The 21,315-nt window shown below is 37.0% G+C and carries 20 protein-coding genes; 8 read left to right on the top strand and 12 right to left on the bottom strand.

Annotated elements, in window-relative coordinates; all coding sequences use genetic code 11:
• The first annotated feature begins 19 nt into the window (after positions 1-19).
• The 3 genes from DNJ75_RS03680 (at position 20) to DNJ75_RS03670 (ending at position 3,790) form a co-directional block, all read left to right on the top strand.
• A complete protein-coding gene (locus DNJ75_RS03680; RefSeq protein ID WP_117001834.1) occupies positions 20-1,318 on the top strand; it encodes a hypothetical protein in 1,299 nt (432 codons plus the stop codon).
• A gap of 225 nt (positions 1,319-1,543) precedes the next feature.
• Positions 1,544-2,566 carry a hypothetical protein gene (locus tag DNJ75_RS03675; protein WP_117001833.1) on the top strand — a complete coding sequence of 341 codons (1,023 nt, stop codon included), beginning with the start codon at positions 1,544-1,546 and terminating at the stop codon, positions 2,564-2,566.
• 159 nt (positions 2,567-2,725) lie between these two features.
• Positions 2,726-3,790: a hypothetical protein gene (locus DNJ75_RS03670; RefSeq protein WP_117001832.1), complete on the top strand. Its 1,065-nt coding sequence runs from the start codon at positions 2,726-2,728 to the stop codon at positions 3,788-3,790.
• A 3-nt stretch (positions 3,791-3,793) separates the two neighbouring features.
• Here DNJ75_RS03670 and DNJ75_RS03665 read toward each other — a convergent pair whose 3' ends face one another.
• The 11 genes from DNJ75_RS03665 to DNJ75_RS03615 all read right to left on the bottom strand — a co-directional run bounded on the left by DNJ75_RS03665 (position 3,794) and on the right by DNJ75_RS03615 (position 13,544).
• The gene (locus tag DNJ75_RS03665; protein WP_117001831.1) at positions 3,794-5,275 is read right to left on the bottom strand and encodes a patatin-like phospholipase family protein; all 1,482 of its coding nucleotides are present in this window, start codon (positions 5,273-5,275) and stop codon (positions 3,794-3,796) included.
• A 21-nt stretch (positions 5,276-5,296) separates the two neighbouring features.
• On the bottom strand, positions 5,297-5,851 hold the full coding sequence (locus tag DNJ75_RS03660) for a tellurite resistance TerB family protein (protein WP_117001830.1): 555 nt from the start codon (positions 5,849-5,851) through the stop codon (positions 5,297-5,299).
• A gap of 187 nt (positions 5,852-6,038) precedes the next feature.
• Positions 6,039-7,100 (bottom strand): secretion/conjugation apparatus DotM-related subunit, encoded by a 1,062-nt coding sequence (locus tag DNJ75_RS03655; protein WP_117001829.1) that lies wholly within the window; start codon positions 7,098-7,100, stop codon positions 6,039-6,041.
• Positions 7,078-7,386, bottom strand: coding sequence for a hypothetical protein (locus DNJ75_RS03650; RefSeq protein ID WP_117001828.1), 309 nt, complete (start codon positions 7,384-7,386; stop codon positions 7,078-7,080). Before DNJ75_RS03650 ends, DNJ75_RS03655 begins: the two co-directional genes overlap by 23 nt.
• A complete protein-coding gene (locus DNJ75_RS03645) occupies positions 7,370-9,817 on the bottom strand; it encodes a type IV secretory system conjugative DNA transfer family protein (protein WP_117001827.1) in 2,448 nt (815 codons plus the stop codon). Before DNJ75_RS03645 ends, DNJ75_RS03650 begins: the two co-directional genes overlap by 17 nt.
• Positions 9,814-10,059 carry an IcmT/TraK family protein gene (gene icmT / locus DNJ75_RS03640; protein ID WP_117001826.1) on the bottom strand — a complete coding sequence of 82 codons (246 nt, stop codon included), beginning with the start codon at positions 10,057-10,059 and terminating at the stop codon, positions 9,814-9,816. Before icmT ends, DNJ75_RS03645 begins: the two co-directional genes overlap by 4 nt.
• A gap of 10 nt (positions 10,060-10,069) precedes the next feature.
• Complete coding sequence (locus DNJ75_RS03635) at positions 10,070-11,182, bottom strand: type IV pilus twitching motility protein PilT (protein WP_117001825.1); 1,113 nt, start codon at positions 11,180-11,182, stop codon at positions 10,070-10,072.
• On the bottom strand, positions 11,179-11,925 hold the full coding sequence (locus tag DNJ75_RS03630) for a type IV secretory system conjugative DNA transfer family protein (protein WP_117001824.1): 747 nt from the start codon (positions 11,923-11,925) through the stop codon (positions 11,179-11,181). The genes DNJ75_RS03635 and DNJ75_RS03630 overlap by 4 nt, the downstream gene beginning before the upstream one ends.
• A complete protein-coding gene (locus DNJ75_RS03625; RefSeq protein WP_117001823.1) occupies positions 11,925-12,428 on the bottom strand; it encodes a DotD/TraH family lipoprotein in 504 nt (167 codons plus the stop codon). The genes DNJ75_RS03630 and DNJ75_RS03625 overlap by 1 nt, the downstream gene beginning before the upstream one ends.
• 25 nt (positions 12,429-12,453) lie before the next feature.
• Positions 12,454-12,864: a hypothetical protein gene (locus tag DNJ75_RS03620; RefSeq protein ID WP_117001822.1), complete on the bottom strand. Its 411-nt coding sequence runs from the start codon at positions 12,862-12,864 to the stop codon at positions 12,454-12,456.
• 134 nt (positions 12,865-12,998) lie between these two features.
• On the bottom strand, positions 12,999-13,544 hold the full coding sequence (locus DNJ75_RS03615; protein WP_117001821.1) for a hypothetical protein: 546 nt from the start codon (positions 13,542-13,544) through the stop codon (positions 12,999-13,001).
• Positions 13,545-13,895: 351 nt separating this feature from the next.
• Here DNJ75_RS03615 and DNJ75_RS03610 point away from each other — a divergent pair, with 351 nt between their 5' ends.
• The 5 genes from DNJ75_RS03610 (at position 13,896) to DNJ75_RS03590 (ending at position 19,520) form a co-directional block, all read left to right on the top strand.
• Positions 13,896-14,660, top strand: coding sequence for a hypothetical protein (locus DNJ75_RS03610; RefSeq protein ID WP_117001820.1), 765 nt, complete (start codon positions 13,896-13,898; stop codon positions 14,658-14,660).
• Between the two features lie 231 nt (positions 14,661-14,891).
• The gene (locus tag DNJ75_RS03605) at positions 14,892-15,386 is read left to right on the top strand and encodes a hypothetical protein (protein ID WP_117001819.1); all 495 of its coding nucleotides are present in this window, start codon (positions 14,892-14,894) and stop codon (positions 15,384-15,386) included.
• Positions 15,387-15,593: 207 nt separating this feature from the next.
• Entirely contained in the window at positions 15,594-18,065 is a 2,472-nt protein-coding gene (locus DNJ75_RS03600) for a TcfC E-set like domain-containing protein (RefSeq protein ID WP_117001818.1), read from the top strand.
• 18 nt (positions 18,066-18,083) lie between these two features.
• Positions 18,084-18,965: a hypothetical protein gene (locus DNJ75_RS03595; RefSeq protein WP_117001817.1), complete on the top strand. Its 882-nt coding sequence runs from the start codon at positions 18,084-18,086 to the stop codon at positions 18,963-18,965.
• A 24-nt stretch (positions 18,966-18,989) separates the two neighbouring features.
• Positions 18,990-19,520, top strand: a complete 531-nt coding sequence (locus DNJ75_RS03590; RefSeq protein WP_117001816.1) for a hypothetical protein — start codon at positions 18,990-18,992, stop codon at positions 19,518-19,520.
• 492 nt (positions 19,521-20,012) lie between these two features.
• Here DNJ75_RS03590 and DNJ75_RS03585 read toward each other — a convergent pair whose 3' ends face one another.
• The gene (locus DNJ75_RS03585) at positions 20,013-21,308 is read right to left on the bottom strand and encodes a sensor histidine kinase (RefSeq protein ID WP_157968187.1); all 1,296 of its coding nucleotides are present in this window, start codon (positions 21,306-21,308) and stop codon (positions 20,013-20,015) included.
• Positions 21,309-21,315 lie beyond the last annotated feature (7 nt).

Below are 21,315 nucleotides of genomic sequence, written 5' to 3'. Positions count from 1 at the left end.
CAGAAGAAGGTTTAGTTATATGTCATCAAACAATCAACAAGAAAACTTTTTTAAGAGAGGTGGCTTGTCTATCGCTTTTATGAGCATCTTAATATTAAGCGGATGTGGCGGCGGCGGTGGCGGGGTAGCATCATCAAGTGATGATGCTACCCCGCATTCTGCCGTAAGCATTCATATAAGCGGTGATAATAAAGCGCTTTTAACAAATCAAGATAACAGAAGTAATGTTTATACGATTGATATGCGTCAACAAGGGATTATGTCAATGGGCGGGGATCCTTATGCTATTTCTATATTGGCTACTTCTGATGATATCAGTATTTCTGATAATCATTGTAATACAACACTTGGATTGGGTGGGAGCTGCCAGTTTACTGTCTTAGTAAACAACGTCACGACAACACCTACACAAAGCAACGACTATATGCCTGAAATCGCTGATGTTAACATTACTGCAACCAATATAAACACTGGTGATGTTATCACTGCTACTTTACCTATCACGTTATTACCGGATCCATTAGCTGCTAACATAAGACCAAGAAGAGAAAGAGAAGAAGAAAGAGCAGAGAATCATTTTCATGACCTACTTGAGCAAAGTTGGCATACTGAAAATATAAGTTTACAAGATCCTTCGAGCTGGCGAGTAATACCTGAGGAGTATCCTGATCATTTTCAGCAATATGTTTTTGGTTATAATGTCCCATTTATTCGCACTTATTATGGCGATGTCAACAAGTTACCATTAGCAATGTTAACGCGTTGCGGCAACACCTTAATCTACTTTGTCGCACAACAAAAAGAGCAAGTGCGGTTGGAGTCAAATGATCGTGACAGTGTCACGGTGAAATACCATCCTTTAATTGCTGATGGTTTAACTACAGGGGTTCTCAATTCAGCTAGATCAATAAATGGCACTTTAGTATTAAAAGAAACTGGACAAGATGACTTAATTCGCCATACCCATGTATCTGCTCATGATTCTACTTGGTCTGGAGTAGAGGATATAGATAGATTAAAAGATCTTATTACAATCTCGACGAGCAATGAGGATAATTACCTTGTTTCTATTCTAACAAACATATCAGGTAATCCTTTTATTGATCAAGGAAATTTAGGTGCCACGAAAGTAATTACAATTCATAGTTTACTGACGATGAATACGTCTGGTCGATTGATTGACTCCTTAAGGAATCTTGATTCAACTAATAGCATTGCCACACTCGCCAATGATACTTCTTTAACAAATAGTTTTATCATCAATGCGTTAAATGAATATAGACATCAAGTTGCCTATGCATGCTATGTCTCTAGCTAGTCAATAAGTAACTACATTTATTGGTAAAGTGATCAGTTATAATCTGATGGAGAGGGAATGGTGTTAGTGTTAGTGTTAGGTTTATGTTGATTAACAATCTCAAACTTGTCAATTTCGCCATATTTTCGACATCAAGAGGGATCCTAAGACCATCTATGAGCAGTAGATTAATGTTTTTAATGCAAGCTTCGATAAACAAACCACAAACATTTTAAGGAGAAAATCGTGCCAAACAATAAATTATACAAAAAGCTCAGTACTTTGTTGTTGACAGCTTGTCTATGTAGTTGTGACGGTGGCGCGGAGACGGAGTATCAAGAGATGCCGCATGTGCGTGGTACTCAAGTGGTTAATCTTAGAAATGCACCAGAAGTATTACCATTTGAGCACGAAACGCATATGCAAATTGAGATATCAGGCATATCAAATATTGCTCAAGCTGCAGTTATGTCACCTTGGCACTATCAAGTGATTGGTAGCGATGACTTGGTGCAGGTTAAGAAGACAAATAGCGGTCTAGCTATTAAAAATATTAATACCAGCGGTGAAGACAGAAATGTAAAGATTAATATTTTGGTTAATAATGCCGTTCTAGAGACCTTGACAGTAACGCTTTTAACCGATAAACCTTACACTTACATGCTTAGAAGTCAAGGGAACTATTTTTTAATCGTTGATCCTCTGCACTCTGATTCAAGGGAAGAATCATTAGAACAATCACTTTATCTTGCTGTTGCATCTAGCCTATTGCAACGAGATCACTCTACTGAACTAGATGTGGCTGTTAAAAAGGAAATCACTCACTTTGATACTTTTTCTGATTTTGACTATAGAACAAGTCGTATTGAAAAACATAAATTAATTAAATCTCTCTATACCAATGCAGGTTTTGATATCACAGATGTTACAAATATACCGACATTTGCAGATAGGTATGGATTGCCATATAAGCAATTGGAGTTTACAGGTGTTCCTTCTCAGGTTATTGGTGCAGCAGAAGTTGTTAATAGTCCTGATTTAACGGTGACTGCTACACGTGATGATAATAATCCTGAATTTGTATTAGGGGATATGGCTGGTAAGTTTGTATTAGTACAATCTAAAAATAATACTGGAAATATATTAAAGGAAGTTATCGAACGTTATCTTTCAAGTAGCTACACTCCAAGTACGCCTGGTGATTCAACTGCTCCTAGTGTTTCAAGTAATTTTAGTGCTCCTAGTAACCCAAATGTTCCCAGCTCTTGAAATACTCTTAGTGCTCCTAGCAACACAAATCCTTCTAGTGATTCAAACGCACTTAGACTTAGCGCTCCAAATAATATTAGCAACTCACATATTCCAAATATCCCACCACCACCTCCTCCTCTAAATCTTAACCCTAAACCGCTACCACCAGTTGATATCGTGGGTCAGGCAGAGATTACGAAGCTTGCAACTACAATAGTGGATGGAAAAGATATTAACCTTAATGAACTGCTTCAGTATGTGTTTAGAACAAAACTAAAAGAAAGTATAAGTCGATCATCAATATGGCTAACTTCAGATCAATTAAGTAGATTTAATCATCGGTTAAAGATTCAACCTCCTTTTGAATTTAAACACAAAGATTTTTTATATCGATTGGTAGATGCTTATATGTATCTTTACACACAACCTCTAAATATTCCTAAAATCACAAACAAAGGTTATGAGCATAGCAAACAATTATCAGATTTTTATGGTGTAGTGAATATGCTTATCAATACATATAAAGAATTTTGCGATGACTTAAAAGACAAAATAAAGATAACCTTCAATGCTGAGAGTTATCCACAGTTTTATAATGATGATGATTTAAGAAACAGCGCAAAACTATACATTATTGAACAAATAGCACAAAAACTTGCAGCAACAAAAAATACAAGTATACATAAGCTTGGCTTTACATTTAAGCTCGATAGCAATCTGGATAGCACAATAAGCGCTTTCATAAATAAACTGACTTCTTTTAACCCATATGAAGCATCTAGTCAACGACAGTCGAATAGAGAACCTGTTGCTCAAAAAAAAACAATCGTGCAAGCAATGGAATTTAAAAAAACTATTCAAGATGCTATATCTGAGCGTTTATTAAGACACATACACGATAAGGATGTAAGAAATGAATGGGAGACGTTAGTAAATGCAAAAATAACTTCCTTGAAATCCAATGATAATGACACATTTCTTGAGCTTTTGGCGCTCAATTTCCAAGATAATAAAGAATGCATGTCGGTTAGTCGTTTTCAATTTCTTTCATCGGCAGTTACTGGCGGTGAGGTTGAACAAGGACGTCAGTTACTTAAACTAAGAGATTCACTGAATCATGAAAATGATTATTATAAGGAGCTTAATACTAAATGTGACGAGTTTGTTAAAGACCAAAATACCATAGACACCAAGCACATTTCCAAAGAAGGCATTCTGACTTTTATACCTTTTAAGTATTAATCACTAAATAGAATCAGGCAGTGATGGAATGGTGTTAGCTAATTCCAAGTTGATATATTTCTCAATATCATTATGTGTAAAATCAGCATTATTAGCCACGCTTAATATATGCCTAAAACGAGAAGTTATCGTATTATCATCACAACGATTAAGTGTTTTAATCAGGCTTCTAACCGCTCGGGTTGTTGATTTAGGCTTGCCTGTCGCTCTGTCATAACAACACAAGTGGATATAGTCTGCTATATGTGTTGTCTTTAGCTCTTGAACAAAAAAATTCGCTAACGCTTGTGCTTTCCAGCTTGTCACAAGATCTGTTGTATAGGGAGACATAAATGTTGAATCTTTTTGATATGCTTTAAAACACCGAAAATAAAATTTTTGCCAGACATATAACTGCGGCAACTCTTTCTGATATTTATCATGTAAAAAATCATAAGTACTAAAATAACCTTCAAAAATCATTTTTTTTGCCTGTTTTTTGGCTTCTGTGAAGGAAATTGTTGATACTGCTTTTGGTTTTAAGGTAACTGTTTTATCACGATAATATTCGCGCAAACGTCTAAAAACACTTTCTTTGCGATTAAGATAGCTGTAGATGCTATGAATACCTGCAAAAATATGTATCACGATATATAAAACGAATCGTTTTAGCCAACTAACATCGACAATTGGCAGATCTTGTGTTTTTAACGCCTTATACAAATTATCCCCAGCCTTATCTTGACTAAATCCAAAAACAAGCGTTTTCGCGCGAGTATCCTCTAATCTTCTTGTATATGCCGCATATTGCTTTGCAGTTTGAGCTTCATTGTTATCAAATACTGGCATAATAAAATCTTCGGTCGGCATATTGTCGAAATACCCGCCATCAATATATTCAACAATCTGTCCACCAACATCTATCTTGGTCGATTGCAAGATAATGGGTAACGCAGCCGATGCTTTACATGCCAAGGCAACATCAACCTCAGGCGTAACCTCGGCATTAAATACCTGAAAATCACCCGTTTTCTTTTCAACTGCTGTTACCACCAACAGCTTAAATGTCTTGCTATCGTATCGATTTAACTTAAGTAAATCAGCAAAAGTGATGGGCTTATCGCTAGCGCATTTTGCAATGATCTCTTTGATTTCATTAGATTTGTTTAGCGTATTGTTTTGGTCAAAATAAGCTACAATGCTACTCTTAATGTTGTTCACCATAAACTCATAAAGTGCTTGCCCGTCACGTTCTATTAGTGCATAAGGTGTCCGATTTCCCAGTAAGTCGATAAAATTAGCCTGTTGTGACAATGCTATTAGTTTTTGTTCAGATATACCAAATGCCATCAGACTTGCCAATAGCGCACCAACTGATGAACCTGATAACATGTTAACACCATCAAATATACCGCTTTCTTTCAGCGCTTTGTAAACCCCAGGATAAAGTACACCTTTAGCACCTCCGCCACTAAAAACCAGATACTCAATATTAGGTTTAGCCATAAAACATCCTCAACCTTTAACTTAAAATAACTTCAACAACTGCACACTTGGAACCCATCGCAATGAATCAATAAATTCACCGTCATTATATGACACCGCAAAAAGCCCAAGTAAATCGCTAAATTTAGGTTCGATATTCAATACTTCTTTGATTTGTTGGGTAAAACTCATCAGCTCTGAAATTGCCTCAGTAATTTCAAACACATTGTTTTTTTGTTTTAACTCATCTGCCCATTGTTGATACAAACCATTAAGCGTTGCTTGTGAAATATTTGGCAGATAAACAATACCTTGCTCATTATAATCCCAAGCTGGGTCATCTAGCATTTGGATGTGTGCACATAAATGACAAGCTAATGCTAAGTTACCCAATGTATTAACGTTATAATCAAGATCCTTATTCACAATATGCAAATGCCTTGTTTCAGTTGCACCACAAAATTGACAGTATGGTGCCTCATTCCATAATTGCTCTTTGATTTTAATATAACTCGCATGATTTTGACGCGCGTAAAACTCAATAAAGTTACCACTTTTAGCACTTAACTTTAGTGGCAGGAGAATGTGTGATTCCATTGTTTTATTTCTTTTCCTCTTGCTGTTTTTTAATTATTTTAATTTTTTTGATTTCCAATTTTTAGAATACTCTGAGCAACCTAGTAATGAATCAAGAATAAATTGAGCTTTAATCCCCCTCACCCGTGCAACTTAAGCTGCACGAGCAATCCCACAAGGGCAAAGGTACTAACTTAGTTCTATATCATTAGCTATATACATATATCTCTTGCTGTAAGGCCTCTATTGCTGGTTTGATCATTGGTGTCGTGATCTTGGTATTGAGCATTTTTTCAGCCTGCCAATGCGCAGTAATTGCTGCAGCTTCGACAAAAACCGCTTCTCTGCCAACATTATTTAATGCATACCATAAGGTTCTGTATTCCTTTTTTAACCATAAAAAAGAGGCATTTGGGACAATACCACCTTTACGTGCATGCTCCAATAATCCACACAACAACGTGCTATTATAATGATGCTTTGCAGCTATTGATCTGACCTTTTCCACATGCTCATATCGCCTAATACTTGATTCTACTGCCTTTGATAAACGTTTTTTGCAACGGTATTTATCTAGCCAACTGCTGCTCATATACCATTGTGTGGCACACTGCAAAATACGTCGCCCCAATTTGCGATCATGTGCAACAAATGCGATTAAACCGGCGTATAAAATGTATAACGCCTGTGAATCGATAAGTTCATCACTGCCAACCTGACCAAGCTGACGGCATAGCACACCATAGCTTTTATGGGTATCGAGCTTTTTATCATGACTTTGCAAATTATGCTGACTAATAAACTCAATGGGTGACAGCGCCATACTAAAATCACCCTTCATTAAATCTTTGCACTGATTTTCTGGCAAATAGACATCAGCAAATGACTTTTGCATCCGCTGAGATAGTGTTCGCATAGAATAACTGCTTTTGTACCTGCGAACAGGATGAAATAATAATAATAAAATCCCTATTACAGCACTTAAAGTACACAGTAATTTCTTGCTTATTTCTCCCGTAATTAATGCCAGATATTTCATGTCTTCTAATGATACTCTGGACTGTGATACGTGATTGCACCAGTTCATAAGTAATTGATATTTATGATTGAATAAAATAATTAAACTTAACTCAAATTTTTTAATGCCAAACACAACATCAACAATATATTGATGAAATACAAAATATACGAGTAAGGCTATTCCCAAGCAAAGTGCAATCACGTAAAAAACACCCATTTCAGAATGATCACTTGTTTGCTGCTGACTCATAAACTCCCCCAAGCACATTATCAACCGCCAGAATATTTTCATCACATAAACTTAAAGCTTGATCAAAAATAAAAAGTAATTGGATCAGGTCATAGCTCTCTTCATTGATATCAACTATTGATTCACCAAAAACATAGTGATAAAGGTCTTCCGCCTGCGTAATCAATAGATTAAGCAACACGGCCTTGCGATTTAATTTATCAAATGCTTTCTCGTGTCCATTTTCAATGCAAATAACACCATTTTCTACCAGCATTTTATTTAAAAGGTTACTTAATGTGATCATTGCCTACTGTCCCACTAAGTGAATGCGTTAATTTTTGATGTAGTAATCTACGACCGCTGCCTTTTTTGATTTTCAAATAATATTGTCCCAGTTTTAACAATTTCTGCTCCTTTTCCTGCGCTTGTTCTTTCGCCAAACGCATATTTCTACCACGCATAATATTAAGGGTATAAATCAAACTAGATAGCCTTTGCATATCTATCAATCGACGCGATCCTCGATCCTGATGATCAGCTGCAATCAGGCAAGTTAAGATATTTTTATCCGCTGATTCTTCAGTATTTAAGGATAAATCGACCTTTGTTGCTGTCTTAGCTTCTTTAGCTTCTTTAGCTTCTAACGTATGATCCTCTGCCGATTCTTCGGCACTAGCCAACGCTGTCAGGTCAGTAGGTATTGCATTAGACTCTGTAAAATCTACTTGCTCAATGTTTTGGTCATCTTCAATCTTGCCATATTGCTCTTCTTCTATTTCTGCTACTTCTACTTCTAATATTTCTTTATCTTCTTCATCGCTATTATTATTTTGCAGTAAAGCCTGTGATAGACGTCTTGAGCTGATTGGCACGGCATCTTGAATTATCGGATATTGGTCATGCTTATTGGCAAATTGATAGCATTGCAGAAAACCATTACTAAGTGACTCCAGCTTTAAAAATCGATTTAAACGTATTGCACTGGTTTTAGGCGGTGCAGCATAAAACATTTTAGTACGATAAATACCCGATTGAAAGAACACATGTGCCTCACCCGGCAGTTGATCTTTTAAATCCATCAAATCCAATCTTGATCTTTTCTCAATCGTTGCTTCCTTGGTATCTTGATAACCATATGCTTGCCCATTACTGCCCATGTTATAACTTTTGGCAACAGTGACATACGCCTCACCTGCTGTTTTATTGAAAAAATCCCAGGTTTCTGTTGGATCCTCCAATTTCATACATACTTTGATATTGGTATTAGCAAAGATCGATGCTGCTTCTTCTTTGGACGCTTTTTGAAAGGCTGGAATATCTTGTCCAGCAAACACCACTGAGAACCCTAATGATCTTGCCTGTGCTGGAACCACCGCAAACCCTTCAACCGCATAATAACCATACTCATCTAAAATACACAAAAATGGCGTTTCAGCATTGGATGGTTTCGATTCAATAACCTCTTTATAATCCCCTTGAATTCTACTACCTAAACCTGAAGCAAGCATGGCCTTTAATGACGCGATAATTAGCTTGCCTAAGTTCGCTAATTCATCTGGTGATTTCTCCAAAGCTGGCAATAGCACAACCAATATACGTCGATTGAGTACGACATCCTTGAAGTTAACTTCCGCCAAGTTGGTACGCATAATATGTGCATAAACATCAGCAAGTGAGCCAAATATTCGCGTTAACTGCATCGTAATATAGCCATGTTGCTCATAGGTCTTATCTGACTGTTTGCCTACATTTTTTTTCTGATAGCCTGGTAATGTCCCTAGATAATTATAAAGCGGTGACAATACCTCTTTTGGCAGGGTCTCTTGAATATAAATCTCATGTTCATCCTGATCAATCGCAACCTTATTTTGTAGCAAGTTTTCCAATACATCCAAACTAAAATATTTGCGAATTAATTCTGAATCTAAATTAAAATATGCTTGATCACGCAAATAGACTAAAACACGCATCAAAGCTTCGACGAAAGAAATCGCACGCCCTTTCCACATATCGCCATCGCCACCTTGTTTTGATGACCCCATCATACTCACCACCAATTGTGACAACATACTCGATGAGCCAATAGCAAATGGGTTAAGCGTATTTGAAAGTGCTTCTTGCTGCGGACCGATGATATCCTCAGCACCGGTCATATAGTTAACCACTAACAGATCGTCTTCGCGTCCCATTGATCTCGCCATTGAAAAAACCTGTGCAAAAAGACTATTATCCCCCTTGCCATCAACATAGATAAATCCACTGCCTTGCGCTAGTGCGTTAAATGCAATCGATAATAGCGATTGCGTTTTACCACTTCCCGTTGATCCCAAAATTAATGCGTGTGTGCGCATATCATCATTTGAAAACCACACCTCGTGTTTTGTATTCATTTCATTAGCAAAAAAATACAGACCATTGGCTTTTTGCGGCTTATGATGCTTAGGATCTTTATTGGAAACATCTAAATGCTTAGCACCCATCGGTAAGCGAACTGGTAGGCGTGGTAATTGCCAGAATGCATTCCAAAAGATCAGTAAAACAAGCACGAACAGTAAATCATTGATCAGTGGCAGACACAAAATCAAAATACTACATACACCAATCAACGTCACACTTCCGGTAAGTGATGAGCAAAAATCATAGGTTCTGCGCAAAAAAGGTCTTGTGTCACGAATAGACATGCTTGGCGTTGATTCTTGCGCCTTCGACAATCCTCTGTATCTTATTGTTTTCATCTTCTATATACTATTTTTTCTCTACCGACGATAAACTCTCTAAGCAACTGTAAAAAGTCCTTTATGTTGAGTTTAAAGTAATTTAAAACAATCAAAATTATCGCAACCACAGCACATAAACACACCGTCCATAACCGAAAATGAAATAGACATAATACAATTGGAATAAAAACTTGTGCATCTATCACAAAAAATTTCGGGGTGCGTGCTGAATCACGCCAATGTGCATCTAAATCACTCATTACTACCTACCTAATGTATGCTATGTTTTGATAAATTAGGACTCAATAAATGTCCCTGCTGGTATAACTGTTTAAGATGTTCATCTATATTGGTTTTATCTTGCCGCATCATTTCGTTTATCATTTGTGCAAATTGATGCTCTGGCGTCTCAAGCAATGTTTTTACTTTGTCATCTGAGAATAACAAATACTCTCTTAATGCCACTCGCCCACCTTTTTGAGTTGGTATTAAGCTCTGCCAGATAATGGCTCTCAGCGTGCACAATAAATCATACCTAATCGTCCATTGGCGTTCTTTTGGGAAAAGCATCAAGCCTCGCTGAAATGCTTCTGCAACACTTTTGCTGTGTAAGGTTGTGTATACCGCGTGCCCTGTTAGAGCTGCCTCGATCACCGCTGAAAACGTATCTTGATCACGAGACTCACCAACCATGATCGCCGTTGGCGTTCTACGCATGGCATTTCTTACGGCATAAGCATAATTGGGTAACTGCCGCGGCAATTCAGATTGACTTACACTGGCAGGCACTGGCATATCTTCATCAACAGAGTAAAGGTATTCAATGGGTGACTCCATGGTAATTAACTTTTCACCATATAAATTCCTAGATAGTCGATGTTGCAACATCGAAGATAATAAGGTTGATTTACCTGAGCCTGTTGCACCACAAACGATCACAATACCATCATGCACTAAGCTCAAATCATACAGATCATCTGTAACATTTAATTTATTTAATAGTGGTGGGCTAGCAGGCAAAATGCGTAGTGATAATTGTAAGCCCGAAGCATTCATGCTATGACAAGCCGTAATATTGACGCGAAATCTTACCCTTTGCCTTTGTTTCATCAGTAATGTATAGCTAAAATCCAGATCACTACCACTTAAGACTTTTGCCACAGCATTACTGCCATAAAGCAAGTTGGCTGCATTCTCAATTTCATTATAGGTTAATGTGCGTTTTGTCAATGGCATCGCCAGACCATCTTTATTTGCAATGACACGCGCACCTGTTTGCAAGGTAATATCAGAGCAATTTGCCAAATAACACTGCTCTAGTATGTGGTAATAATCCTGCTCTATTAAATAAGAGGGCTCTTGGTGAAATATACTAAGTGTCATGATTTAGATGTCCCTTGGAGTACGGGTTGCCATAGACTGCTATTAACCTGAAATTGAGGTAATAATTTTAGCTGATAGCTTTGATTATCAATTACCAGTTTATTATCGTTGCCTGTAATGCCATATTCATTCTTCTTAACATAAGGTTGTGATATTTTGTGCTCTAATACCAAACGACGGTAAAGCAGCATGCCATTAAAGTCGCGATTAAGTTTACTGATATCTTGTTTAAAAATATCAATGCCTTGCTCATACCCTCTTTGCCAACCAATTTGAATGATCTCTTTCCAAAAATCCTGCTCCTTTTGATTAGTCGGCAAAACTGATTTGTCCGGCATCTCAGGTTTTGCATAATTCATCCATAAGTAATCGCGCCATGTTGGCACCACGGTCACAAACTTTGATTGTTTGACAATTTGATAGACTTCAGCACCTGCTTTAATCGTCAAACTATCTGGTGACAACTGCGAAACATTATAAGCCGTTTGGATAACTGGTGGCAGCACATGATTAGGCAATAACAAATCATTGAAGTTATATGCCTGATATAAAATACCAGATAGCGTTTGCAATTTGGCATTCACTGTTTGTGATACTCGATACAGTGCCATTTGTGAACTTAACGCCAAAGCAGCTTCTTTTAGTGCTTGCTGCCTGATAGTTAGATCATCTTTAGCGTATATTGCCGTTGTGCTATTTGATTTATTTAAATTTTCTATACTTGAAAGTGAGTCTGCTACCATTAGTCAACATACCTTATACTGATTACGCGCACTTTAGTGTTGATTGAAAGCACTGCTTTTGCCTTGGCTTGTACAGCAATATTGGTCAAAATATTTAATGCTGAGTCATTTACAGGGGCATTTAAATTCCCCAATAAAATCACAATTGGAAACAGTGGCTGTTTACCAAAGGTTTCAACTTTATAGCCAACGGAGTCAGCAATTTGTTTTAATAGCGGCTCGATAGGTCCATACCAAGTAATCGATAAATCTTTGCTTAAATCCTCGGATCTTACCTGCTTAAATGGCATTTTTGGCTGCCCATATTTACTCAGTTCAATTGCATTTAAGTTTTCTAATGAATGCTGTATCGATGAGGTTGATACCTTGATTTGGTTTAAAACCACTTTGTTTAGGTACTCATCTTGTTGTACCGTTTTTAAATTGCTGGTATTAGCGCAGCCCGATAACCATAAACAAACTGGCAAAGCCATGATGACAAATAATTTATCTACTGTATGCATTTTTATCTGTTATCCATCATCAAATTTACTGATTAAGTGCATTTTCATTTACAGTGAACATTGTCTGTGCATTTTTCTCACCGGCTCCACTCATAATTGATCCTTGAATCATCTGTATCCCTGGAACAAGGCACATCAAAAGCACACCTATCAACAAATGACCAGAGCCGTTTTTAAGATGCTCACCTTGCGCCCCTTGCGTAGTATGATGCTTCCTAAATAGCTGCAGCCCACTATAAACAAACCACATCCCAGCAAGCGTTGCAACGACTTGCACAAAATATTCAATCTGGGAGATAAAACCGATTAAGTGCTTTGCCCATTCTTTAAAATCATTCTGACTGTAGCCATTAGTTCCCGCTGCATAAGCTCCTGTTATTGCAATAGCAAAAACTGCAATACCCAGACCAATTTTTATTCCTTTGTTATCGATCATCATCTACTCCTGTTTGTTAATAAAATAGTATTTTTTTGCTTATTTTTATTTTCTATTTGAGCTCTTCTCATCCAATAAAAACCGTAATATATCATCTACTCATCCTTCTTTTTTTATTACTTATTCACCACAACCTATAAAAAAGCTTTAATACTCTGGATCGCGTTGACAACAAACTCTGCATTCATGGCAATGATCCCTGCTAGCATGTGTGATAACGTGCGCCCAAGATGACCCTCTTGACCTTCTGATACTTTTGTCAGCAAAATCATGGATCTAGTTAAGGACACCAGTCCAACAATCATCAGTACACTATAGAGCACATAGACAGTTTGTTGATTAGTACTGACATTTGAAAAGTCATTCATATAACGTAACAACGTGTTTTGAGGATTCAGTGAAGTGGTTGGAAACAAACTGGCAGTCAACATCTGAAAGAAGTTTGTAATCGATACCAAAACAACACCGGAGAAAATCATAAAAAATGTTGTAGATGGCGCATAATAGCGAAACATCTGCTGCGCTTTACCGTGTTTTGTTAACCGAAAACAACCAATTAACAGCACAATAAAACCAATTCCGCCAGCAACACAAATCACAAAAGGATAAACCGACTGAGCAATTGCAATGACAATATGCTTAGTTGCGGTGACATCAATACCTTTTAATCGTGGATCCATGTTTACTTTCGCGTTGATTTAATTAAGCACTAGATTACGCCTAAAAATCCTTGCATCAAGCATCCACCTAACTTCATGTGAAAACGTTTAAACTAGCTGCTCATTTCTGTGGAGAACACGGTAATATCACATTGACACACAACAAATTTTTCAGCACTTAACCATTTTCGTAGTGTTTTGTTGTAGGATAACTTCATATCGCTATCAATATGTGTTCAGGCTCAAGTTAAAAACGCTTAATACAACCCAATACATCTTAGGCTAACAAACTACATACAAAATATAGCTTACACTCTCAAAAATCTGCAAATTAACCTCCAAGCAATACTAAAAATATTTAAGGTTAATTAAATGAAACTACTAATGCGTTTATCTCTTTTTGTTTGTCTTATAATGGTCTTTATTCCATCATTGAATGCAAGTATCGCGGTTGATTCGCTATACGACGTATGGTCTTCTGATAAAGACTCATTTGTCAAAACGATATATAACGACAGTAGCGACAAAACAGCCTATGTTAAGCTCGAGTTAAGTTATGTTGATATCGATGCAGTGGGCAACAAAAACGAGCGTTTACTTAACGCAAAAGAAATGTCCCAATCGGTGTTTATGACACCGACAAGGCTAATCATTCCCCCCAAACAAAGCCGATATATACGTTTTCGCCTACCACAAGGACGTAGTGACCAAAAAGCTGAACTGTATAAAATTGCGATAACTCCGGTGACACCTGAGAAAGGTGATGGTTTTGGGCTGTCCAACAAACAACTAGAGGAAGTCAAAGAGATATCAGCAGGTGTCACGATCAATATTGCCTACGTCAGTCAATTGGTTGTAAAACCGACAAGCTCGACATTCAACACCCAAATATTTGATCAAGAAGAGCATGTCGTTATTGCAAATCTGGGTAATGACTTGATTAAGGTCGAAATGCAGCAAAGCTGTAAGGTTGGTGCTGATCCTAAAATCAGTGGCTGCACCAACGGGTATAAACGCCAAGAGCTACGGATTATGCCAAATGACAGACGTGAAATTAGTAAAGCGCATGCCACAGAGATCACTTTTGACATTATAGAAAATAACGACAAATCCTTTAGTCGAACGATCAAAGTATGATTTTTGGGGCAACGTTAAGTGCAATCTTTCTCCAACATAAAAAAACATCATGCCCTTGGCTTTGCCCCTCAATGTTAAGCATTGATTAATAGAGAATATTTTAATCAAAAATAAAGTAAAAAATACAAAAACATAAGTCTCAGGGGGTTACATGAGGAAGTATTAGCATCAAATCAAATCAAATCAAATCAAGAAAATAATTTAAAAACTCAATAAACATGGAGAAAAAATATGAACAAACTAACGAAAAAAATCTTAACTGGATTAACCACTGCCTCAATTGTGAGCGTCGCTTTATTACCGACTTCGGCTATGGCAATTGGTCAAACTTTTGTTCTCAATCTATCAGTTGAGGTTAATGATCATACAGCATACAGCACAAATGCAATCACATCTCCCACTTACAATCCTCTAACCAAAAAGATTGACCAGAAAGAAATCCTTAAAGACCTTATCAATTACTCAGGGACAACCAACCAAGCTTATAAAGTAACCTTGGATACTCAACCAGTTCTTTCTGATGGTTCAACAGGTAACTACTCTTTTGTTCTTCAACTAGATAACGCTCCTGATGAAATTAATGATACTAATTTTAATACTGGTGTAACTGTTACTCTCAATTCAACGAATAATTCTACTAACATTAATTTTAAAGAGCTCGATATGTCTGGCGCCCCAAAAGGAACCTATACATATAATGGCACTATGACGATTGAGCTGGTTTAATAGATCAATACCAAAGCTTATTTTATTAACTGCTATTTTCTTTCTTTATCTTTATATCAAAAAGCAAAATTTTTTTGCAAGAGAAATATAGCAGGCAATGGATGCAATTCGTCAACTTACGACTTGAATTTAAGCGTTTTTAAAACAAAACAAATTGTAAGTTTGTCGGTTCAGCACATTAACAATAATTAAAGGTAACTAACTTAAGTGAAAACCCGCTACCAATTGATAACACTCGCTTTATGGCAACTATTTGCACTAGAGGCGAACTTTGCTAATAGTACCAAGCAACCCTCATTGCCAGCCATAGGCAGTCATGGCTATCACACGATTCCTAATGAATTTAGACAAGCACTGTCAGAGCAGTTTGAAGTCAATATTAGCATCAGTGGCATCAAACTTGGACAATTTCCTATTGCCTATCGTGATGAGCGTATTTTTTTTGATATCGAAGACATACTGACCAATAAGAAAATTCACTTAAAAGCTGAGACGATTGCCATTTTACGTCAAGTTTTTAGCGATGGGCTTAATCCACATAGTGTCATTTCCTGCTCAGATATACTTCAATCTCACGGTTTATGTCAGGCAGATCAACCTTTTTTAAGTGCGCATATTGACTTTGAGCAAATGACCTTAGCCCTTTTTCTAGCCCAAGATGCTTTTGAATATAGCGCCGGACAAAATGGCGTGTATTTAAGTAACCCATCAAGCAATATGCTCAACTCATTATTTGGCTACCAATTGAACTTTAACTATAGTGATGATCGCAATACCGATTATTACCTTGAGCTTAATAATGTCACCGGTTTAGGGCGTAATCACCTAAATAGTAGCCTTTATTTTCTACAAAGTAATTCTCAGAAAAAAACGCGCGTGAACAATGTCTATTGGCAAAATGACCAACGCAACCTCTATCTACGTGCCGGTTATTTTAACAACGTCAACTTTTATGATGGTCAGACAGGTTATCGTTTAAGCTATGGTTTTAACGGTAAAGGGATCTTAACCGAGCTTGGCAGTTCAGACAACTTGGCTATCGTCAATAATAAACCAGCACTGGTGCCTATCCCGCTATTTTTAGACGCCAACTCAACGGTTAATGTCTATAAAGATGGGCGTTTGATTTCGGTGCAAAACTTCACTGCAGGCAATCATTACCTGCAAACCGAGAGTTTCCCTTCAGGCATCTACCCTATTGATATTGAGATTACTCAGGGTAGTAGTGTCATTCAAAAACAAACAGCGATTGTCAATAAACCCTCAACGTTAACTAAACTCCATGGTGATAATAAAGCCTATCGTGCTTGGCTAGGAATGGTCAGCAAAGATCAAGATAGTAGCATCAAAGCACCTTACCTTGGGGGTAATTACGCATTAGCTGTTACTAAAAATGCGGTTATTAATGCTGGCGGTTATATCGCTAATAACTTAGTATTAACCGAAATTGACAACGAAATCTATTTACCTTTCAACAGTCAATTCACGCCAAATCTGGCGATGGATTCGACAGCTAATTATGGGGTGAGTTTACAATTAAGCACACCATGGAGCAGTTATTTCACCACCAATTTATGGTATAACACCAACAGTAAAAGTGACAATACTTATAGTCCATTTAAAGCAAGAAGTAATCGCACGGGATTGTCCACTTATTTGGATTTGCAAAAGCTTTATATCGGTTCGATTTCCACCACTTATAGCTATAATCTACGCGATAAATCTGACAGCATCTCAGTTAATCTTTATCGCACACTGTATAACCGCCATGGCTTTAATGTCAGCTTATCAGCAAGCTACAATGACTATTTTAGTAGCTCCACCACTACCACTGATAAGGGCTATGCGCTAAGCCTTAACTTCTCTTACTTCTTTGGTGACGGCAGCTCGATGAATAACCGCATGCGTTACCAACAGCAAAACAATCAGGTTTCCAATAACTTTAGCTTCTCGCCGAAAGTCGATAGCTCATATCTACGTAATGTTAATGCCAATCTTGACTATCATACGCATTATTATAATGCCATGGCAGGTGTTGGATTGACCTCTGAATGGCTAGAAGGTGATCTATCAACTACCTCAATTGGACGTGGTAGTGATCACGATTACAGTGCCACTGGTAACCTTAAAGGTAATGTTATTTTAGGTGCGAATCATCTGAAGATGCACAAAGATAAAACTGCCAAATCAGGCGTGATGCTTAATATGCAAATGCCAGATGATAGTTATCAAATGTCCGCTCAAATCAATGGTGCAAAGTATCCTTTAAAAAATGGGCAGAACTTTATTCCTTTACGACACTATAAACAATACGAAATCGCAGTGCACGAGCATGCCGATGAAGCACGTTCTGTTTATTTTAAAGATAATATTGAGCGCGCTAATCTTTACCCTGGCTCGATTTATCAAATACAAAAAGTCATTTTCCCTGTGGTTGAAGTGATTGGTCAGCTGGTTGATCATTCAGGTAAAGCGATGCCACACACGCGCATTATCAGTGGTGATGATCAGTTTGCCAAAACTTATACCGATGATATGGGCTATTTTGTGATAAAGGTCAGTCAAACAAATCCAAAGCTTTATGCACTGATCAAAGATCACAGCAAAACACTGCAACTCAACCAAACTGCTATTGAGCACGCTAAATCCGGTGCTTGGATTGGTGCACTAACTGTTTAATCAAGGGGGAAAATGATAATGAAAATAATGCAAGCAAGGCAAATTAAAATGATTGCGCAATGTTGTGCTTTTTTAGTGGGTTGTTTCTGTGGTGGTGAGGCATTGGCAGAGATTAAAGACTACAATGCAAGTGTAACGCTTGATATCATAAAAGAGTCAGCGCAAGATAGTAGTAATAATAACTTTATGATTACTCTGCCTGAGCGTGAAATAGCTTCAAGAACAAAAAAGAAAAAATATATACTTAAAGATGAAATTTCCTATAGCAAACAAGTTCCTTTAAATTGTGGCAACCACACTGTCACTGCCACACTTAATATTACTAAAAGTAATCTGAAGTCTGGAAGTAATCAAACTAAAGCTCTGATACTAATATCACCTACTTTGACACTGGATTCTGGATTAATTAATAAAACAGGCATCCAAAAATGTTCGCTAACCAACACTCCCATAAGCTTACAAGATCTTGCTACGCATTGTGAGAGTGGTGAAGTTAATATGGACATAACACTTAATATAGCACCCTATATTCTCATCACTAATAATAGTATTGATGCTGAACTTACCGAAAATCAAGACTCCGGCGATTACACAAAACAAGTCGAAATTCCTGTTGAAACCAATGCCAATAATGTTAAGTTAACCCTATTCTATTGTGATTATTACGATGGCACTACCTGCCAGCTAAAACATGAACGGAATGATCATAATAAAATACCGATTCATATTAATGATATGAATAATGACATTAAGATTGGTGACCATATATCTAAATCAGGTTTTGCAAACATCAACAATACATTTCTTTTGGATCTTAAAACCAAGCAAAGTGACATGGACAATGCTAAAGCTGGGAAATATGTTGGAAAAATCAATTTAAAACTAGAAGCGTCTTTTTAAAAAAATGATGAAGGTAACAACAAAATGATTAGAAATTATTTAAAAATGCTTTTGGGGCTCCCTGTTTTATTGTTTGCAGGTAACTGCTGTTTGGGCTCTTCAACTGCAGATGTGGAAATTAATGCATATCTTACTGTTGATCAACGAATTAGATTAAATAATCAGGATAATAATGTTACGGTGAGTGCGGCACTCTCTCGTGATCAATCTAATCTTTACGGATTATCAACCGCCCCAGCTTACAGCGGAAAATCGAATGAACTGCAGATAACTTCGAATATTGCTAATTTAGAAAAATATAAGATTTCATGCAGAGACAATAGTGTAAGTATACCTTTAAACGGTGGGGGTAGTCAAAAATATATTGGCTACGTCTATCAAAATAATTCGGTAAATGGGTACAAGGATATTATGTCTGAAGAAGTCGAAATTAATAGGGATAGGAGTGATGACTCTAATACCACAACATTCCAGTTGCTTTTTGTATTACCTAATGGCGTTAACTATAAAACGGGAACGCACTCAAGCACTACTACCTGTACCATTTCAGCTTAATCACTTTTTGCCTATGGCTTCGACTGGCGCTCAGCCAACAATGTCAATCATGCCCCCTATGACTTCAACCACCACTTAACATCAGCCACCAATCCACTCTTGCTCGGATGGTTATATATAGTCAAAGTAGCGGCATTGTGCTCAACGATTTCTTTAACTATTGATAGCCCTGAGCCTAATCCTGGAAGATTGTGACTCTTTTGGGCTGCCAATCCAAAAAAACAACCACCACAACTAAATACATGAATGCAAGATAAGTTACAAAATGTTTATAGCTTACATTAAAATAATAAGTGACACTGGCAATGGGTGCAGTGCAAGCACCCGTAACTATTAACTAATTATATAGGAGAGCTGTCATGGGATTATATTATGCACCTTTGTTTTTTTGCTCATCGGATAATGAAGGTGGTCGTCGATGTTTTAAGGGTTTACTTTCTTTGATTAACGCGAGTGTCTGTCGCATTCTAAAAAACAGGTCACGACTTGGAGTTAGTTCCACTTGATCTCAATTGTCAATCCACGTTTGTTGGGGTTATTATATATAGTCAAAGTAGCGGCATTGTGCTCAACGATTTCTTTAACTATTGATAGCCCCAAGCCTGATCCTGGGAGATTGTGGCTTCTTGAGTTATCAACACGAAAGAACGGCTCGCATAGTTGATCGATAATCGCTGGGTCCACACCTGGACCTTCGTCAATAAATCGCAAACAAATCGCATTTTCATTTACTGTTTTAATGATTGTAACATTAACACTTTGGGCATATTTGATGGCGTTATCAATGATATTCTGCACTGCTCGTTTAAACGCTTTTCTCTGCAAAGGCAATACCGCTGAATCCAGCGTGCTTTCGAATTTAACTGCAAAACCATTGATCTCATACTCATGACAAACAGCATCGATAAAATCAACCAAATTAACTGGTTGCATTGCTTCAATTTTATGTGATTTTTCACTGTAGGCATTCATTTGATTAATCAAATACTCCATATCAGCATAATACTTCAATAATTGATGATGATATGCCTCTGGAATCATATTTTGCATATATAGCTTTGCTTTTGCCAAAGGTGTTTTCAAATCATGGGACAACGCTGATATCAGCTGTAATTTATCGTCTAGCATTTTTTGTACTTTATCACTGACTTTAACCATCAAATCAGCGGCATTTTGCATAAAAAATGGCGTGAATAAAGAATGTTTTTCTACTTCTATCCCCAAGTTGTCGGCAAGCATCTTCATTTTTAAATAGGGTTTTAGTAATTTCTCAGTATATGCAAAATACACTGGAATAATAAAGGCAATAAATAAAGAAGCAACTGCAAATAGCAAATACAAGTATATCCGGTTGGTATTATCAATTGAAAAATCTATGCAAAAACCAAGGTCTTTATAGCAAATTGAAATATCTTTTTTCCCGTAGCCAATATCCGGCAATATTTCTTGTATCCGCTTACGTACTTCCCTATAAGTCTGTGAAAAATAGGTGCCCTGCAAGGCAGTGATATCTAGTACTAACTTCTTGGAGAATATCCCATTATTTGAAAAAGCATAGCCAATATAATTAGGCCAAGTACTAACATATAATGATAAATTCTGCTTATAGGATGCTTGTGGCAGAAATTTATAATGTAAATTCAATACAGCATTAGTTAGTGAGTAAATCGTCTGATAATAACGGTTGTTTTCATAATTTCTATATGAAAAAATTATAAATGCAGCATTGAGCAGCAGAAAACCCATAAATAGTTTTGGTACCAGCCAAAAATATATTCTTGTTTTCATCTTGACT

Origin of the sequence: Cysteiniphilum litorale (assembly GCF_003428165.1) — a bacterium.
GTDB lineage: Bacteria > Pseudomonadota > Gammaproteobacteria > Francisellales > Francisellaceae > Caedibacter > Caedibacter litoralis.
The sequence above is the reverse complement of the archived record's forward strand: the minus strand, read 5'-3'. Positions and strand labels throughout refer to the sequence as shown.

What these genes read in the sequence shown, in the direction of transcription:
- DNJ75_RS03660 (WP_117001830.1), bottom strand. Translation starts at nt 5,851, where the DNA reads ATGGAATCACACATTCTCCTGCCACTAAAGTTAAGTGCTAAAAGTGGT.
- DNJ75_RS03615 (WP_117001821.1), bottom strand. Translation starts at nt 13,544, where the DNA reads ATGGATCCACGATTAAAAGGTATTGATGTCACCGCAACTAAGCATATT.
- DNJ75_RS03595 (WP_117001817.1), top strand. Translation starts at nt 18,084, where the DNA reads ATGAAAATAATGCAAGCAAGGCAAATTAAAATGATTGCGCAATGTTGT.
- DNJ75_RS03655 (WP_117001829.1), bottom strand. Translation starts at nt 7,100, where the DNA reads ATGAGTCAGCAGCAAACAAGTGATCATTCTGAAATGGGTGTTTTTTAC.
- DNJ75_RS03630 (WP_117001824.1), bottom strand. Translation starts at nt 11,925, where the DNA reads ATGGTAGCAGACTCACTTTCAAGTATAGAAAATTTAAATAAATCAAAT.
- icmT (WP_117001826.1), bottom strand. Translation starts at nt 10,059, where the DNA reads ATGAGTGATTTAGATGCACATTGGCGTGATTCAGCACGCACCCCGAAA.
- DNJ75_RS03645 (WP_117001827.1), bottom strand. Translation starts at nt 9,817, where the DNA reads ATGAAAACAATAAGATACAGAGGATTGTCGAAGGCGCAAGAATCAACG.
- DNJ75_RS03650 (WP_117001828.1), bottom strand. Translation starts at nt 7,386, where the DNA reads ATGATCACATTAAGTAACCTTTTAAATAAAATGCTGGTAGAAAATGGT.
- DNJ75_RS03625 (WP_117001823.1), bottom strand. Translation starts at nt 12,428, where the DNA reads ATGCATACAGTAGATAAATTATTTGTCATCATGGCTTTGCCAGTTTGT.
- DNJ75_RS03585 (WP_157968187.1), bottom strand. Translation starts at nt 21,308, where the DNA reads ATGAAAACAAGAATATATTTTTGGCTGGTACCAAAACTATTTATGGGT.
- DNJ75_RS03620 (WP_117001822.1), bottom strand. Translation starts at nt 12,864, where the DNA reads ATGATCGATAACAAAGGAATAAAAATTGGTCTGGGTATTGCAGTTTTT.
- DNJ75_RS03665 (WP_117001831.1), bottom strand. Translation starts at nt 5,275, where the DNA reads ATGGCTAAACCTAATATTGAGTATCTGGTTTTTAGTGGCGGAGGTGCT.
- DNJ75_RS03680 (WP_117001834.1), top strand. Translation starts at nt 20, where the DNA reads ATGTCATCAAACAATCAACAAGAAAACTTTTTTAAGAGAGGTGGCTTG.
- DNJ75_RS03610 (WP_117001820.1), top strand. Translation starts at nt 13,896, where the DNA reads ATGAAACTACTAATGCGTTTATCTCTTTTTGTTTGTCTTATAATGGTC.
- DNJ75_RS03635 (WP_117001825.1), bottom strand. Translation starts at nt 11,182, where the DNA reads ATGACACTTAGTATATTTCACCAAGAGCCCTCTTATTTAATAGAGCAG.
- DNJ75_RS03590 (WP_117001816.1), top strand. Translation starts at nt 18,990, where the DNA reads ATGATTAGAAATTATTTAAAAATGCTTTTGGGGCTCCCTGTTTTATTG.
- DNJ75_RS03605 (WP_117001819.1), top strand. Translation starts at nt 14,892, where the DNA reads ATGAACAAACTAACGAAAAAAATCTTAACTGGATTAACCACTGCCTCA.